General features: G+C 70.4%; 12 protein-coding genes. 7 read left to right on the top strand and 5 right to left on the bottom strand.

The features are described 5' to 3' along the window. Positions 1-13 precede the first annotated feature (13 nt). The 5 genes from ACFWCK_RS03750 to ACFWCK_RS03730 form a co-directional block, all read right to left on the bottom strand. The gene (locus tag ACFWCK_RS03750; protein WP_378804617.1) at positions 14-529 is read right to left on the bottom strand and encodes a pyridoxamine 5'-phosphate oxidase family protein; all 516 of its coding nucleotides are present in this window, start codon (positions 527-529) and stop codon (positions 14-16) included. After that, positions 526-1,527 carry a prolyl oligopeptidase family serine peptidase gene (locus tag ACFWCK_RS03745; protein WP_378804616.1) on the bottom strand — a complete coding sequence of 334 codons (1,002 nt, stop codon included), beginning with the start codon at positions 1,525-1,527 and terminating at the stop codon, positions 526-528. The genes ACFWCK_RS03750 and ACFWCK_RS03745 overlap by 4 nt, the downstream gene beginning before the upstream one ends. A 13-nt stretch (positions 1,528-1,540) precedes the next feature. Next, positions 1,541-2,800 (bottom strand): MFS transporter, encoded by a 1,260-nt coding sequence (locus ACFWCK_RS03740; protein WP_378804615.1) that lies wholly within the window; start codon positions 2,798-2,800, stop codon positions 1,541-1,543. Between the two features lie 96 nt (positions 2,801-2,896). Further along, positions 2,897-3,994 (bottom strand): ROK family protein, encoded by a 1,098-nt coding sequence (locus ACFWCK_RS03735; RefSeq protein ID WP_378804614.1) that lies wholly within the window; start codon positions 3,992-3,994, stop codon positions 2,897-2,899. Positions 3,995-4,003: 9 nt separating this feature from the next. After that, entirely contained in the window at positions 4,004-4,939 is a 936-nt protein-coding gene (locus ACFWCK_RS03730) for a LysR family transcriptional regulator (protein WP_378804613.1), read from the bottom strand. Positions 4,940-5,023: 84 nt separating this feature from the next. Between ACFWCK_RS03730 and ACFWCK_RS03725 the strand changes: the two genes are divergently transcribed. Genes ACFWCK_RS03725 through ACFWCK_RS03695 form a run of 7 tightly spaced genes read left to right on the top strand, consistent with a single transcriptional unit; the run spans position 5,024 to position 12,635 of the window. After that, positions 5,024-6,205 carry a DUF5624 domain-containing protein gene (locus ACFWCK_RS03725; protein ID WP_378804611.1) on the top strand — a complete coding sequence of 394 codons (1,182 nt, stop codon included), beginning with the start codon at positions 5,024-5,026 and terminating at the stop codon, positions 6,203-6,205. Positions 6,206-6,238: 33 nt separating this feature from the next. Beyond that, positions 6,239-7,477: an amino acid ABC transporter substrate-binding protein gene (locus tag ACFWCK_RS03720; protein WP_378804610.1), complete on the top strand. Its 1,239-nt coding sequence runs from the start codon at positions 6,239-6,241 to the stop codon at positions 7,475-7,477. Then, positions 7,474-8,355, top strand: coding sequence for a branched-chain amino acid ABC transporter permease (locus ACFWCK_RS03715; RefSeq protein WP_378804609.1), 882 nt, complete (start codon positions 7,474-7,476; stop codon positions 8,353-8,355). The genes ACFWCK_RS03720 and ACFWCK_RS03715 overlap by 4 nt, the downstream gene beginning before the upstream one ends. Then, entirely contained in the window at positions 8,352-10,199 is a 1,848-nt protein-coding gene (locus ACFWCK_RS03710; RefSeq protein WP_378804608.1) for an ATP-binding cassette domain-containing protein, read from the top strand. The genes ACFWCK_RS03715 and ACFWCK_RS03710 overlap by 4 nt, the downstream gene beginning before the upstream one ends. Next, positions 10,196-10,960, top strand: coding sequence for an ABC transporter ATP-binding protein (locus ACFWCK_RS03705; protein ID WP_378804607.1), 765 nt, complete (start codon positions 10,196-10,198; stop codon positions 10,958-10,960). The genes ACFWCK_RS03710 and ACFWCK_RS03705 overlap by 4 nt, the downstream gene beginning before the upstream one ends. After that, on the top strand, positions 10,957-11,760 hold the full coding sequence (locus ACFWCK_RS03700) for an HpcH/HpaI aldolase/citrate lyase family protein (protein ID WP_378804606.1): 804 nt from the start codon (positions 10,957-10,959) through the stop codon (positions 11,758-11,760). The genes ACFWCK_RS03705 and ACFWCK_RS03700 overlap by 4 nt, the downstream gene beginning before the upstream one ends. Beyond that, positions 11,760-12,635 (top strand): amidohydrolase family protein, encoded by an 876-nt coding sequence (locus ACFWCK_RS03695; RefSeq protein ID WP_378804605.1) that lies wholly within the window; start codon positions 11,760-11,762, stop codon positions 12,633-12,635. Before ACFWCK_RS03700 ends, ACFWCK_RS03695 begins: the two co-directional genes overlap by 1 nt. The last annotated feature ends 3 nt before the right edge of the window (positions 12,636-12,638 follow it).

The following is a 12,638-nucleotide window of genomic DNA, read 5'->3' as shown; positions in this document are numbered from 1 at the left end:
CGCGACCTTCCGCTCAGCAGTCGAGGGCCACCTCGACGTAGCCGTCCGTGATCAGCAGCGCCTCGTCGAACAGCTTCGCCCGCGTGGGGCGGAAGGCGTACAGTGCGACGCCGCGCGCGCGTGCGAAGTCGCCGTACGCCTGACCGGGCTCGGCGACGTCCGGGAAGCGGTCACGGAAGCATGCGAGCGCAGACTCCGCTTCCTCGGGCTGGATCTCGTCGAGGCGCCCGAACAGCTGAGCGCCGCGACGCGTCGCGTGCGTCTGGTGCGAGTCGAACACGGCGATGGCGGCGGATGGGTTCGCAGCCGCGTTGCGCGCGTGCTCGGTCGACGGCGGCGACAGCAGGTACAGAGTGAAGTCGTCGGAGAACGTGAAGAATGCCGTGTTGATGTGCGCCTCCCCGTGGCGGGTCACGGTCGACAGGCTGAGCAGTCGACCCGCGCCGAGGATCTCGCGCAGCGACTGTGCCTGCGTCGCGTCGAGCGCATCGGCGAATCGCGTGTGCGCCGGCGCGTGCGCCGCCGTCACGCCGCACCGTCCGTGAGCTCGTCGCGGAAGAACGTGGCGATGAGGTCGAGCATCGGCACCGTCGTCCAGTACCGTTCCTCCCCGCCCTTGACCGCGATGTCCCCGTGCCCGGCGCCGCGCACGAGCACGCGCCGACTGCGCGCCCCTGCCGCACGCAGCGCGTCATGCAGGATCGACGTCTGCACCGGCGAGATGATCCGATCGTCGCTGCCGTGGAACAGCAGGAACGCGGCCGCTTCCCTGCTCGCGGATCGGGCCGGGTCGGCGGCGTGCACCGCGGCGATGTCGTCCTCCAGCGTCTCGGCCGTCGGGCCGACCACGAAGCGGGCCAGCGCGTTGCCCGGCGCGAAGACCTGCGCCGCGGTCTCCGGGTCGAAGCCCTCTGCGATGCGGAACAGGTCCGAGGCGCCGAACTTGTCGACGACCGCCCGGACCGACGATCCGCCCTCGCCCCAGCGCGGATGACCTCGTGTCACGCCCGCCATGGACACGAGGTATCCGCCCGCGGACTCGCCCCACAGTCCGACGCGTCGCGCATCGATCGCGTACTCCGCGGCGCGTGCGGTCAGCAGCTGTAAGGCCGCGGCGACGTCGTCGAGTGCGTCCTCGACGGTCGCTCCGTGCCGCGTGGTGCGGTACTCGATGCTGGCCACCGCGAAGCCCCGCGCAGCGAGTGCGCGCCGCATGCGGGCGCCGCCGGCCTTGACCGCCATCACGAAGCCGCCGCCGGGCACGAACACCACGAGTGGATGCGGGCCCGGGGCCTGCGGGATCATCAGGTCCAGGCGGAGCGGTCGCGTGGATCCGTCGGCCCCTTGGCGGCGGGCGAACTCGATATTGCGCACGACGCGCACGCCCGGCACCCTCGGCAGCTGCTGGGATGGATCCGCCTCGGCCACCTCGCTGTCATGGTCGTCGAAGGGTGCGGATCGCGTCGACACCGGGATCGGGTGCCCCTGCAGGGCGGCGAGCCGGGTCATCAAGGTGGGCAGGTTCATCAGGACGCTCCGATCATCGGACGAGTTTGACGCGGGCGATCACGAACGCCGCGAGGATGACGGCGACGATGCCGCCGATGAACAGCGAGCGGTACCCGGCCGCCGCGATGAGCACCCCGCCGACAGCGGTGCTGAGTGCCTGCGGAAGGTTCGTCGCGATGTTCAGGATCCCGAGGTCCTTGCCCGCCGTCGCGCCGTCCTTGGGCAGCACCTCGGTCATCAGCGCCGTGTCGCAGGCCGTGTAGAGCCCGAAGCCGATGCCGGCCACCGCGCTCATCGCGATCATGCCCGTCACGGTGGGCAGCAGCAGCGGGATTGCGAGCCCGACGGCGATGAACCCGGACGCGGCGTAGATGAAGACCTTGCGACGGCCGATGCGGTCGCTCCAGATCCCGCCGACGACGACGGAGGCGATCGTGGTGACGAGGCTGATCACGGCGAGCAGGCCCATCGTGGCGTTCGCCGCACCGAGTTCCAGGTGGATGTAGTCGGTGAGGATGAAGAGTTGGAAGAACAGCACCAGGAAGTAGCCGAGGATGAAGCAGAAGCGCGCCGCGAACGCCCATGCGAAGTCGGGATGGCGGCGCGGATCCACCCAGAATCCGGCCACGAACGTCCGCCAGGACAGCGTCTCCGGCCGTGCGTCGGTGCTCGAGTAGTCGCGGTTGACCAGGACGAACATGAGGGCCACGACCAGGATCGTGCCGCCGAACACCGTGTAGGCGATGCCGACCGTTGCCGCCAGCTGCGCGGCGACGATGACGCCGATCGTGAGGCCCGCCGAAGTGCCGAGGCCGAACATGGCGCTCGCGAGGCCCCGCTTCTCGCGTGGATAGCGGTCGGGCACGATCGCGGTGAACGGCCCCTGCACGGCGTTCAGGCAGACCTGCGCGACGACGATGAACACGCCGACCCAGACGACCGAGGTGAGGGTGCCGGTGAGCACCAGCAGGACGCCGCCGGTCGAGCCGCCCAGGATGATCCAGGGGCCGCGCCGCCCGAGGCGGGACCGGGTGCGATCGCTGAACGTCCCGATGATCGGCTGCGTCACCAGCGTGAACAGCAGGGAGATCGACGAGATGATCGCCAGGTTCTGCACCTTGTGCGCGGCATCGAGCGCGGTCAGCTGATTCGGCAGCAGGACCTGGAGGACGCCGGCGTAGCTCGCGAACATGACGAACGCGAGCACGGCCATCGAAGGCAGCAGGCGCCGGGGCGATTGCGGACTGCGGAAGGCGGGGTCCTCGACCCGGGAGGCGAGTGGAGCGGACATGAGTTCTCCTCGACGGTGAGAAGGCGGGATGAAGCGCCGTGCATCGGCGTATCTCCCACAGCATGCCGCGATCCCCGATTTATTTCTAGTCTCAAACTAAAGAATTCTCTCCGGATCCTCGAGCACGCGCTGCTGCGCGGCCTCGATCCCGCCGAGGAGCGCGGCGTCGATGCCGAGCACTCCGGCGTGCACGGTCGTCGGCATCCCGCCCGATCGCGCCAGCGCGGGCCTGTTGGCCTCGAAGGCCGTTGCGATCGACTCGGCGAGCGGCGCCCAGAGACCGCCGACCACGATCACGTCGGGGTCCACCGCCATGCTCAGGATCTGCAGCGTGCGTGCGATCCAGCCGATCGCCGAGGGTGCAGCGACATCCTCTCCCGTCGCGGTGACCAGGCATCCGTGCTGGCCGCACGCGCACAGTGCTCCGTCGGGCACGACGGCGAGATGCCCGAGCGATCCCCCGAAGCCGTGGGCGCCCTCGACCACGCGCCCGTCGACGATCAGTGCGCCGCCCACGGTGGTCGCATCCGCGCGGAGGTAGATCGCATCGGACGGGGAGCCGATCCTGCGCAGCTCGGCCTGGGCGGCGAGCGGGGCGTCGGAGGACAGCTGGGCACGGATGCCGCCGAGTGCGGAGACGCGCTGCCCGAGTTCTGCCAGGACGTCCACCGAGCGCCACCCCATGTGCGCATCCGCGAGCACATGCACGGGCTCACCGCCCACGGGCGACTTCGTGACGACGGTGGCGTCGATGACCGTGGATCCGAGCCGCGCTGCGGCGTCCAGGAGCGAGGTCATCGCCTTCGCCGCCACGTCCAGCACCGGTCCGGGATCCCCGAAGGGGGCGTCGTGCGCGATCGACTCGTGGGCGAGCTCCCGTCCGCCCAGTGTCGTGACCACGCCGGTGATCTCCAGGGCGTCGAACTGCAGCACGAGCAGCCCGAACCGGTCGCCGGTCAGCTCGAGATTCGTGCGGGGCCGTCCGCGCGCGGCGAGGATGCTCGTCGTCTCCTGCAGCAGGCCGGCCTCCTGCAGGATCTGCACCAGCGGCGTGATCGAGCTGCGCTTCAGTCCTGTCCGCTCGGCCAGATCGCTTCGGGAGCACGGGCCCTCCGCCGCCAGGTGGCGCAGCATGATGCTGAGGTTGTGGCGGCGCACATCGGTGCTCGCCAACCCGTTCACGGACCCGGCCATCCCCCGATGCTACGGCCTGGGGCGGGGCCCGGCCGCGCCCCGCCCCAGCGCCGCGTCGGTCGTGTCGACGGCACGCACGGCCGCGACCACGGCGGCGATCCGCGGCAGCGTCTGCTCGCCGTCGCGCGCCATGAGCAGGCTCCGTCGTTCGATGCCGGCGCCCTCGATTCTCAGCCGGTGCAGCACGCCGTCCGGATCGGGTGTCCGCTCGGGCGCGATCGTGACGCCCCAGCCCAATCCCACGAGACCCACCGCCGTGGACACATCGGTGACGCTGGCCGTGATGTTGGGCTCGAATCCCGATGCCACGCACAGCGTCACCGAGAGGCGGCCGAGCATCGAGTCCGGCGCCAGCACCCACTCCTCGCCCCGCAGCTCCGACATCGGGCACGCGTCACGATCGGCGAGACGGTGCGATCGTGCGACGCACACGCGCAGCTCGTCGCGCCCGACCTCCCACTCGACCAGCCCCGCGCGCGGCACTGCGGCGTCGCTGTAGCGCGAGGTGATCGCGACGTCGAGGCGCCCCGCGAGCACCTGATCCGCCGCGTCCTCGTCGGATGCCGCCAGCAAGCGGATCTGCAGCTGAGGGTGCTCCCGGCGCAGCGCGGTCAGCGCGCGGCTCATGATGCGCGGTCCCTCCCGGAACGGGATCCCCACCCGCAGCACTCCCGAGACCGCATCGCGATCCTCATGCAACGCGCTCTCGGCCGCCCGCAGCTCCACCAGGACGCGCTCGGTGTGTTCGAGGAGGCGCGTCCCAGCTGCTGTCAGGGTCACGCGTCGGCCTGTTCGCTCGAGCAGCGCGACGCCGGTCTCGGCCTCGAGGGCGCTGAGCTGCTGGCTGACGGCTGATCGGGTGTATGCGAGCGAGCGCGCGGCGGCGGCGATCGACCCTTCGGCGACCACGGCGCGCAGCATGAGCAATTTCCGTACGTCCAACATGCGTCACTTCCTCTAACGGTGTGTGCTCGTCATCGTAACCCTGGATGACTTGTCGGAGGAAGGGTGCTCTGCTGGACTCGGCGCATGCCGGCATTCCAGAGCCCTGAGCTGACGGAGCTCTTCACGACCTACACCGCCTCGGCGGACAGCATCGGCGCGCACTTCGGAGCGGACGCCGCTCGCCGCCACCGCGATGACCCGCTCCTGGTCGTGACCAGCACCGACCTCGCTCTCTACGAGGGCGGAGGGCGCGGGCCGCAGATCGAGACGTTCCGCCTCGGTGGGCGCGGCTTCCGCGAGCTCGCGGCGGTCTCACACACAGGGCCGGCGCTCGCGACCCTCGTACGCCAGAAAGAGCTTGACGAAGGTGAGGACGGCCCCGGTTCGTGGCGGGACGACGCCCGGCGGTTCGCGGCGGCCTCGCGCCGTGCGCGGGAGGCCAACTCCGCCGAGCTGTGGGGCGACCGCATCGCGGTCCCCGCATTCGCCGGCCGTGCTCGTCGGATTGCTGCGATGACCGACTACGCCTGCCGGCTCGGCGAACGCGGGGTGGAGGACCTCCTCGACCCGGCAGCGGCGTTCGGGTTCGCGCAGCTCGGGACCCGCTACCTCGATGGACCGGATCCGGAGCTGCCGGTGCCGCTGAACCGGGTCATGGTCGCGACATTCTTCCTCACCGGCCTCGACATCGCGCACCGCCTGCTGACGTGGTGCGCCGAGCGGAACCTCGACTGGGCGCGCCTCATGGTCGTGATCGCGGGCAGGTCCGGGCGCCCGACGGCCGGGGTCACCTTCGAGTCGCACTCCGTGGCCCGGGTCATCCACATCGCGTCCTCCGGGCGGCTGGATCGCGAACGGATCCTGCTCGCGCCGCACGCCCCGGAGTTCCCGCCGTTCGACGGCGACTCCTCGGCCGCGGCGGCTCTCGAACCGGCCTATCGCACGCTCTGGGCCGGTGTGAAGGCGACATCGGAGCTGGGCGCGCTCATGTTCCCCGGATATCCGGGGTTCCGCGAGGATGATCTCTCCGCCGTGCCGCTCGACGCCGACACGGTCACCGTGTCCGGCAAGCCGGCCGTGCGCACCGCCGATGACTGGCATGCGCTGACCACCCGCTTGCGCGTGGTCATGGAGGATCCGCGCCAGCTGCTCTCCGGAGCCGCGACCGATCTTGCGGCGCACGCCCTGCTCGACGCCGGGGGAGACCCCTCCGCTGTCTTCATCCCCGGGCTCGACGACGAGCCCTACCCCGCACTCACCGCTTGACACCCGGAACCGCCACAGACGAAGGAGTCTCCCATGTTCCCCCGCCCCGCACTCCGCCGAATCGCACGGGTCGCCGCCCTGGGCGCCGCGCTCGCGGCGACCGCGCTGCTCGCCGCCTGCAGCGGCACCGCCGCACCGACGGCCAGTGCCACCGGACCTCTCGTCATCGGTACCTCCCTGCCGATGACCGGACCCGTCGCCGACGTCTCCAAGTCGGGCTATCAGGGCTATGAGCTCTGGGCGGAGCAGACGAACGCGGCCGGCGGTCTGCTCGGTCGGCAGGTCAAGCTCAAGGTGCTCGACAACGGCTTCAATCCGGAGCAGGTCACGACCGACTACACCCGCCTGATCGCGCAGGATCACGCCGAACTGCTGCTCGGCACGTTCTCGTCGCTGCTGAACGCGCCCGCATCCGCGGTGGCCGAGCGCCAGCGCATGCTCTACGTGCAGCCGTCCGGCGGTGCGCAGAGCCTGTTCGACCGTGGGTTCCGCTACTTCTTCTTCGCGCAGCCCGGGACCTCGGCCAACCTGCCCGACAACTTCGTCGCGTACATCGAGTCCCTGCCCGCGTCGCAGCGCCCCAAGACCGCCGCCTATGTCACCCAGGACGACCCCAGCGCCGCGCCGGCCATCGCCGCGTTCCAGAAGAAGTTCGAGGCCCTCGGCATCTCCACGATGTACAGCCAGACCTACGATCCCGGGACCACTGCCTTCGACTCGATCGCGGCCTCGGTCGCCCACGCTCAGCCCGAGATGATCGTCCAGGGCGCGGTTGCGGACGACGGCGCCCAGTTCGTGCGGTCGCTGCAGAAGCTGGACTACAACCCGCGCTTCCTCTTCCAGACCAACGCGCCGACCGACGAGAAGTACCCGGAGGCGATCGGATCCGCCAACACCCAGGCGATCTTCACGGGCGCCTCCTGGAACGCGCAGGCCGAGTATCCGGGCAACGCCGAGTTCGTGGCCGCCTACACCAAGAAGTACGGTGCGGCGCCCACCGAGGACGCGGCCAACTCCTACACGGCGGGACAGGTGCTCGCTGCAGCAGTGAAGGCGGTCGGGTCGCTCGATCAGACGGCGCTCGCGGACTGGCTGCACGCGCACTCAGTCGACACGATCGTCGGTCCGCTGAAGTGGGACACGAAGGGCGACCCCGAGGGCAGCCTGCTGCTGTCGCAGTGGCAGGACGGCACGCTGCAGATCGTCGCCCCCGCGGATGCCGCCACGTCGAAGACGATCGCGTACCCGAAGCCCGCCTGGAGCACCAAGTGATCCCGCTCCTGCAGGCGGTCGTGTTCGGGGTGCTCGCCGGCGGCGTGTACGCGCTCGTCAGCGCCGGTCTGACCCTGACCTTCGGGGTCATGCGGATCGTCAACCTCGCGCACGCGACGTTCCTCATCCTGTCGGCGTACCTCTGCTACACGCTGTGGAGCCGATTCGGCATCGACCCCCTCCTCGTCGGAGCGATCATCACGATCCCGATGGCGCTGCTGGGGCTCGTCGTCTACCGACTCATCATCGCCCGAGTGCAGCGCATCGACCACAACCTGGGGATCATCGCCACCTTCGCCGTCGCGATCTTCCTCGAGGCGTTCGTCGAGCTGTTCTGGGGGCCGAACCAGACGACGGCAACCCCGAGTTACTTCAACCAGTCGCTGCACCTCGGCCCGATCACGATCCCGCTCGCACAGCTCTACGCGTTCCTGCTCGCGGCGGCGGTCATCGTTGCGTTCCAGCTGCTGCTGCGTCGTACCGCACTCGGTCACGCCATCACAGCGTCGTCCGAGAACCCGGAGGGCGCCCGGCTCATCGGCATCGAGCCGAACCGGATCGGTGCGGCCGTCTTCGCGCTCGCCTCCGCCAGCACGGCGCTCGGCGGCGCGGCCCTCAGCTTCCTGTACCAGTTCACCCCCGATTCGCAGGACGACTGGATCGGGCTGACGCTGTGCGTGGTGATCGTGGGGGGCCTCGGGAACGTGGCTGCGGTCGCGGCTTCGGGAGTCTTCCTCGGCCTCGCCGAGTCGCTCACGGCGACCTATGTCTCCGTGCGGTGGGCCGCCGCGGTGCCGATGGTTCTCATCCTGCTCGTGCTCCTCGTCCGCCCGCGCGGGTTGTTCACTCGCGCCGTCCGGACGGATGTGGGTTCGTGAACGCCGGATCCCGCACGGCCGTGCGGATCGGGCTGCCCGCGCTCGCCGCGATCGTGCTGCTCGCGATGCCGGTCCTCTCCGGCAATCTGTACACGCAGAACCTGCTCATCACGACCTTCCTCCTCGCGATCGGCGCGACGGGCTGGAACATCATGGGCGGCTATGCCGGATACATCTCCCTGGGCAACAGCGCGTTCGTCGGGCTGGGCGCATACACGACCGGCATCCTCGCCGTTCACCTCGGGCTGTCGCCGTTCGTCGGATGCCTGCTCGGCGGAGCTGCCGGCGCGGTGTACGCGGTGCTGCTGAGCGTCGTCACCTGGCGCACGCGCGGCATGTTCTTCACGATCGTGACGTTCGCGGCGCTGATGCTGCTGCAGATCCTCGGCACGATCCTCACCCCGCTGACCGGCGGCAGCTCGGGTCTCGCGCTGCCGCTGCCCACCTGGGATCTGAGTCTCGGCAGCTGGCCGATCTACTATCCGATGCTGTTCCTGCTCGCGCTCGCGGTCGCCGCGTCCGCGCTGGTGCGGCGCAGCAAACTGGGACTCGGGCTGTTCGCGATCCGTGACGACGAGGACAAGGCTGCAGGGCTGGGCGTCAGGACCGCACGGTACAAGCTCATCGCGTTCGTCGTGGGCGGGACGTTCCTCGGCATCGCCGGCGGGCTCTTCGCCTACAACGTGTCCTTCTTGAACACCGCGGCGGTCTTCGACATCGACACGAGCATGTTGATCCTGCTCTCCGCCCTGCTCGGAGGACGCGGCACTCTCTGGGGGCCGGTCCTCGGCGCCTTCATCATCGAGCCCCTCGCCAACCTCACGAGCACCGACCTCCTCGGCGCGGACTCCGGCGTGCTCCGGCTCGCCCTTTTCGGTGGCCTTCTCGGCGCGGTCGTGCTGTTCCTGCCGCGCGGCATCATCCCGACGGCGCGCGCGATCATCCAGCGACGCCGTGGCGCGGGCCCGATTGCGGCCGGAGGCTCGCGGGACGCGAACGCGGCCGACGACGGGGCGCGCACGGACAGCGGGCCCACCGGGCTCGCTGCGGGCCTGGGAGCCGCGCGCCCCGCGGCCGTGGGCGACATCGTGCTCGAGGCGTCGGGACTCGCCAAGCGCTTCGGCGCTCTGCGAGCCGTGGACGACGTCACGATCACGTTGCGTGCCGGTCGCGCGACCGGGCTCATCGGGCCGAACGGGTCGGGCAAGACCACGCTCTTCAACCTGCTCGACGGCACCATCCCGACCAGGGACGGGACGATCGTGCTCGGCGGCACGCGGATCTCGGGGCGCACCAGGGCGACCCGCGCCCAGGCGGGGCTCGCGCGCACGTATCAGCTGCCGCGGCTGTTCCCGGGACTCACGGTGCTCGAGAACGTCGTGGTGGCACAGCGCTCGTTCTCGCTGCGCGGAGTGCTGTCTCGCCGCGTGACCGCGGAGGAGCGGGACAGGGCGAGCGCGCTGCTCGCCCACGTGGGCCTCGCCTCCTACGCCGAGGCCAGTCCGGGTGACCTCAGTTACGGCCAGCGCAAGCTCATCGAGCTGATCCAGGTGCTCTGGCTGGATCCGCTCGTGGTGATGCTCGACGAGCCCGCGGCCGGCATCAGCCCGGCGCTCATGGAGCGGCTGCGACGGATCGTCGACGAACTCCACGAACGCGGCGTCGCCGTGCTGCTCGTCGAGCACGACCTGCCCTTCCTGTCCGACATCTGCTCCGACGTCTACGTCATGGCGGAGGGCCGGATCATCGCCGAGGGCGCACCGGAGCAGATCAAGAGCGACGCGACGGTGGTCGACGCCTATCTGGGCGACCGCGACGCGGTGAGCACGAGGAGGGGCGCATGATCGAGATCGAAGGGCTGCGGGCCGGCTACGGATCCCTCGACATCCTGCGCGGGGTGGACCTGCGGGTGCGTCCGGGCACCGTGAGCTGCATCATCGGGCCCAACGGTGCGGGCAAGTCGACCGTGCTGAAGACGATCAGCGGACTGCTGCGCGCCAGCGCAGGACGCATCCTCGTGGACGGTGCCGACGTCACCGAGCTCGCTCCGAAAGAGCTGCTCCGGGCCGGCATCGCCCAGGTGCCGCAACGGCACGGGCTTTTCCCGACGCTCACCGTGCGGCAGAACGTCGAGCTCGGCGCCTACGCCCTCGGCCTGTCCCGGCGTGAGGTGGCGGGGCGCTACGACGAGCTGGCCACGTCGTTCCCGCAACTCTCGACGCGACCGAACATCCCGGCGAGTCTGCTGTCGGGAGGTCAGCGACGGACTGTCGAGTTCGCTCGGGCGCTCATCATCCGCCCCCGGGTGGTCCTGCTCGACGAACCCACACTGGGGCTGGATCCGCACAGCCTCGACCTCATCGATGACAGCATCCGCCGGATGACGGCGAGCGGTGTGACCGTGCTCATGGTCGAGCAGAACGTGCGGTTCGGACTGGGCTTGGCCGACGATGCGGTGCTCGTGAGCGCGGGCAGGGTCGCCGTGGCGGGCACCGCGTCCGAGATGGAGTCGGATCCGAACCTGATGGACTGGTTCTTCGGGGATGCGGTGCCGGAGGCGTCCGGCGCGACGGCGTCCGGAGCGATCGAGGGGGAGCGGTCATGACCGGGACCGCGCCGCTGCTGGCGGCGCTGCGTGCCGGCGTGCCGCAGCTCATGCTCGGCGTGCGGATGAGCCGTACGACTGACATCGCCCGCATCGCCGCGTCCACCGGATTCCAATGCCTGATGATCGATCTCGAGCACTCCACCATGAGCGTGGACGTGGCCGCCCAGCTCGCTGCGGCGGCCGGGGACCTTGGGCTCACGTCCCTCGTGCGCGTTCCGGAACGCGAGTACGGCATGATCGGCCGGCTCCTCGACGGAGGCGCGCACGGCATCATCGCACCGCGGGTCGAGACCGCCGCCCAGGCCCGTCTGCTCGTGGAGGCGTGCCGCTTCCCGCCGCGCGGGCACCGCTCCCAGCTGACGCAGCTGCCGCAGCTTGGCATGGTGCCGACGCCGGGGTCCGTGCTCGCGCCTCGCATTGAGGCCACCACGATCGTGAAGGTGCTCATCGAGTCGCCGGCTGGGGTCGACGCCGCCGACGAGATCGCGGCGGTCGACGGCATCGACATCGTGGGGATCGGCGCGAACGATCTCACCGGCGAGTACGGCGTACCGGGCGAGTACGCGGATCCGGCCATCGCGGACGCCTTCGCCCTCGTGCTCGCCGCGGCGCGCGCACACGACAGGATCGCGATGGTCGGCGGCGTGCCGAACGGCCCCGTCCTCTCCGGGCTTTTGCGCGACGGCTTCGCCCCGATGCTGCTCGCAGGGATGGACAGCGACCTCGTCTTCCGCGCCGCGGCGGAGAGGGTCGCGGCGACGATCACCTGGCACACCGAGACGATGGAGGATCGCTGATGGATCTGCCTTTCCAGATCACCACGCCCATGCGGGCGGCCCGCACGAACACGCCGCCTGCGTTCGAGATGCCCGCAGGGGCCTGCGATACCCACTTCCACGTGTTCGAGGAGGGCTACCCCTCCGTGGACGCGCCGCAATACACCTTCCCCGAGGCGACGCTGGACCAGTACCTCGCCCTGGCCGACGTGCTCGGCGTCGAGCGGATGGTGCTGGTGCAGCCCACCTACTACGGGGAGGACGGCGCACTCCTCATCGATGCGCTCTCCCGGCTGGGGGAGCGTGCCCGGGGCGTGGCGCGGGTCGCGGACGACGTCTCGGCAGGGCTCCTCGACGCCTATGACCGCGCCGGCGTGCGCGCGCTCCGGCTCGACCTGTTCACACGTCGGGAGCAGCCGCTCGACGAACTGCTGGCCTACGTGCGCCGGATGGCCGACATCGCCGCACCGCGCGACTGGCATCTGCAGTTCTACGCCCCGGGGAGCGTCGTGCACGCGCTCCTTCCGCTGCTCGGCGGTCTGCCCGTGCCGTACGTGGTCGATCACCTGGGCTACATGAAGGCGTCCGACGGCCTCGGCGACGCGGGCACGGCCGTGCTGCTCGCGGCCCTCGACGCGGGCAACTGTTGGATCAAGCTGAGCGGCGCCTACCGCGTCGCGGCGGGAGCTCCTCTCGACACGGTGGTGCCGCTCGGCCGCGCCCTCGTGCAGGCGCGGTCCGATCGCCTGATCTGGGGCTCGGACTGGCCGCATCTGCCCGACGGGCAGCGCGACACCGGCGAGGTCCTGAACCTGCTCGCCGAGTGGGCTCCGGATCCGGCCGATCGCAGACGGATCCTCGTCGACGGCCCCGACGCCCTGTTCTTCGGACGCTGAGGA

Origin of the sequence: Microbacterium sp. NPDC060117, from assembly GCF_042729315.1 — a bacterium.
GTDB lineage: Bacteria > Actinomycetota > Actinomycetes > Actinomycetales > Microbacteriaceae > Microbacterium.
The sequence above is the reverse complement of the archived record's forward strand: the minus strand, read 5'-3'. Positions and strand labels throughout refer to the sequence as shown.

What these genes read in the sequence shown, in the direction of transcription:
- ACFWCK_RS03730 (WP_378804613.1), bottom strand. Translation starts at nt 4,939, where the DNA reads ATGTTGGACGTACGGAAATTGCTCATGCTGCGCGCCGTGGTCGCCGAA.
- ACFWCK_RS03705 (WP_378804607.1), top strand. Translation starts at nt 10,196, where the DNA reads ATGATCGAGATCGAAGGGCTGCGGGCCGGCTACGGATCCCTCGACATC.
- ACFWCK_RS03695 (WP_378804605.1), top strand. Translation starts at nt 11,760, where the DNA reads ATGGATCTGCCTTTCCAGATCACCACGCCCATGCGGGCGGCCCGCACG.
- ACFWCK_RS03720 (WP_378804610.1), top strand. Translation starts at nt 6,239, where the DNA reads ATGTTCCCCCGCCCCGCACTCCGCCGAATCGCACGGGTCGCCGCCCTG.
- ACFWCK_RS03745 (WP_378804616.1), bottom strand. Translation starts at nt 1,527, where the DNA reads ATGAACCTGCCCACCTTGATGACCCGGCTCGCCGCCCTGCAGGGGCAC.
- ACFWCK_RS03700 (WP_378804606.1), top strand. Translation starts at nt 10,957, where the DNA reads ATGACCGGGACCGCGCCGCTGCTGGCGGCGCTGCGTGCCGGCGTGCCG.
- ACFWCK_RS03740 (WP_378804615.1), bottom strand. Translation starts at nt 2,800, where the DNA reads ATGTCCGCTCCACTCGCCTCCCGGGTCGAGGACCCCGCCTTCCGCAGT.
- ACFWCK_RS03725 (WP_378804611.1), top strand. Translation starts at nt 5,024, where the DNA reads ATGCCGGCATTCCAGAGCCCTGAGCTGACGGAGCTCTTCACGACCTAC.
- ACFWCK_RS03735 (WP_378804614.1), bottom strand. Translation starts at nt 3,994, where the DNA reads ATGGCCGGGTCCGTGAACGGGTTGGCGAGCACCGATGTGCGCCGCCAC.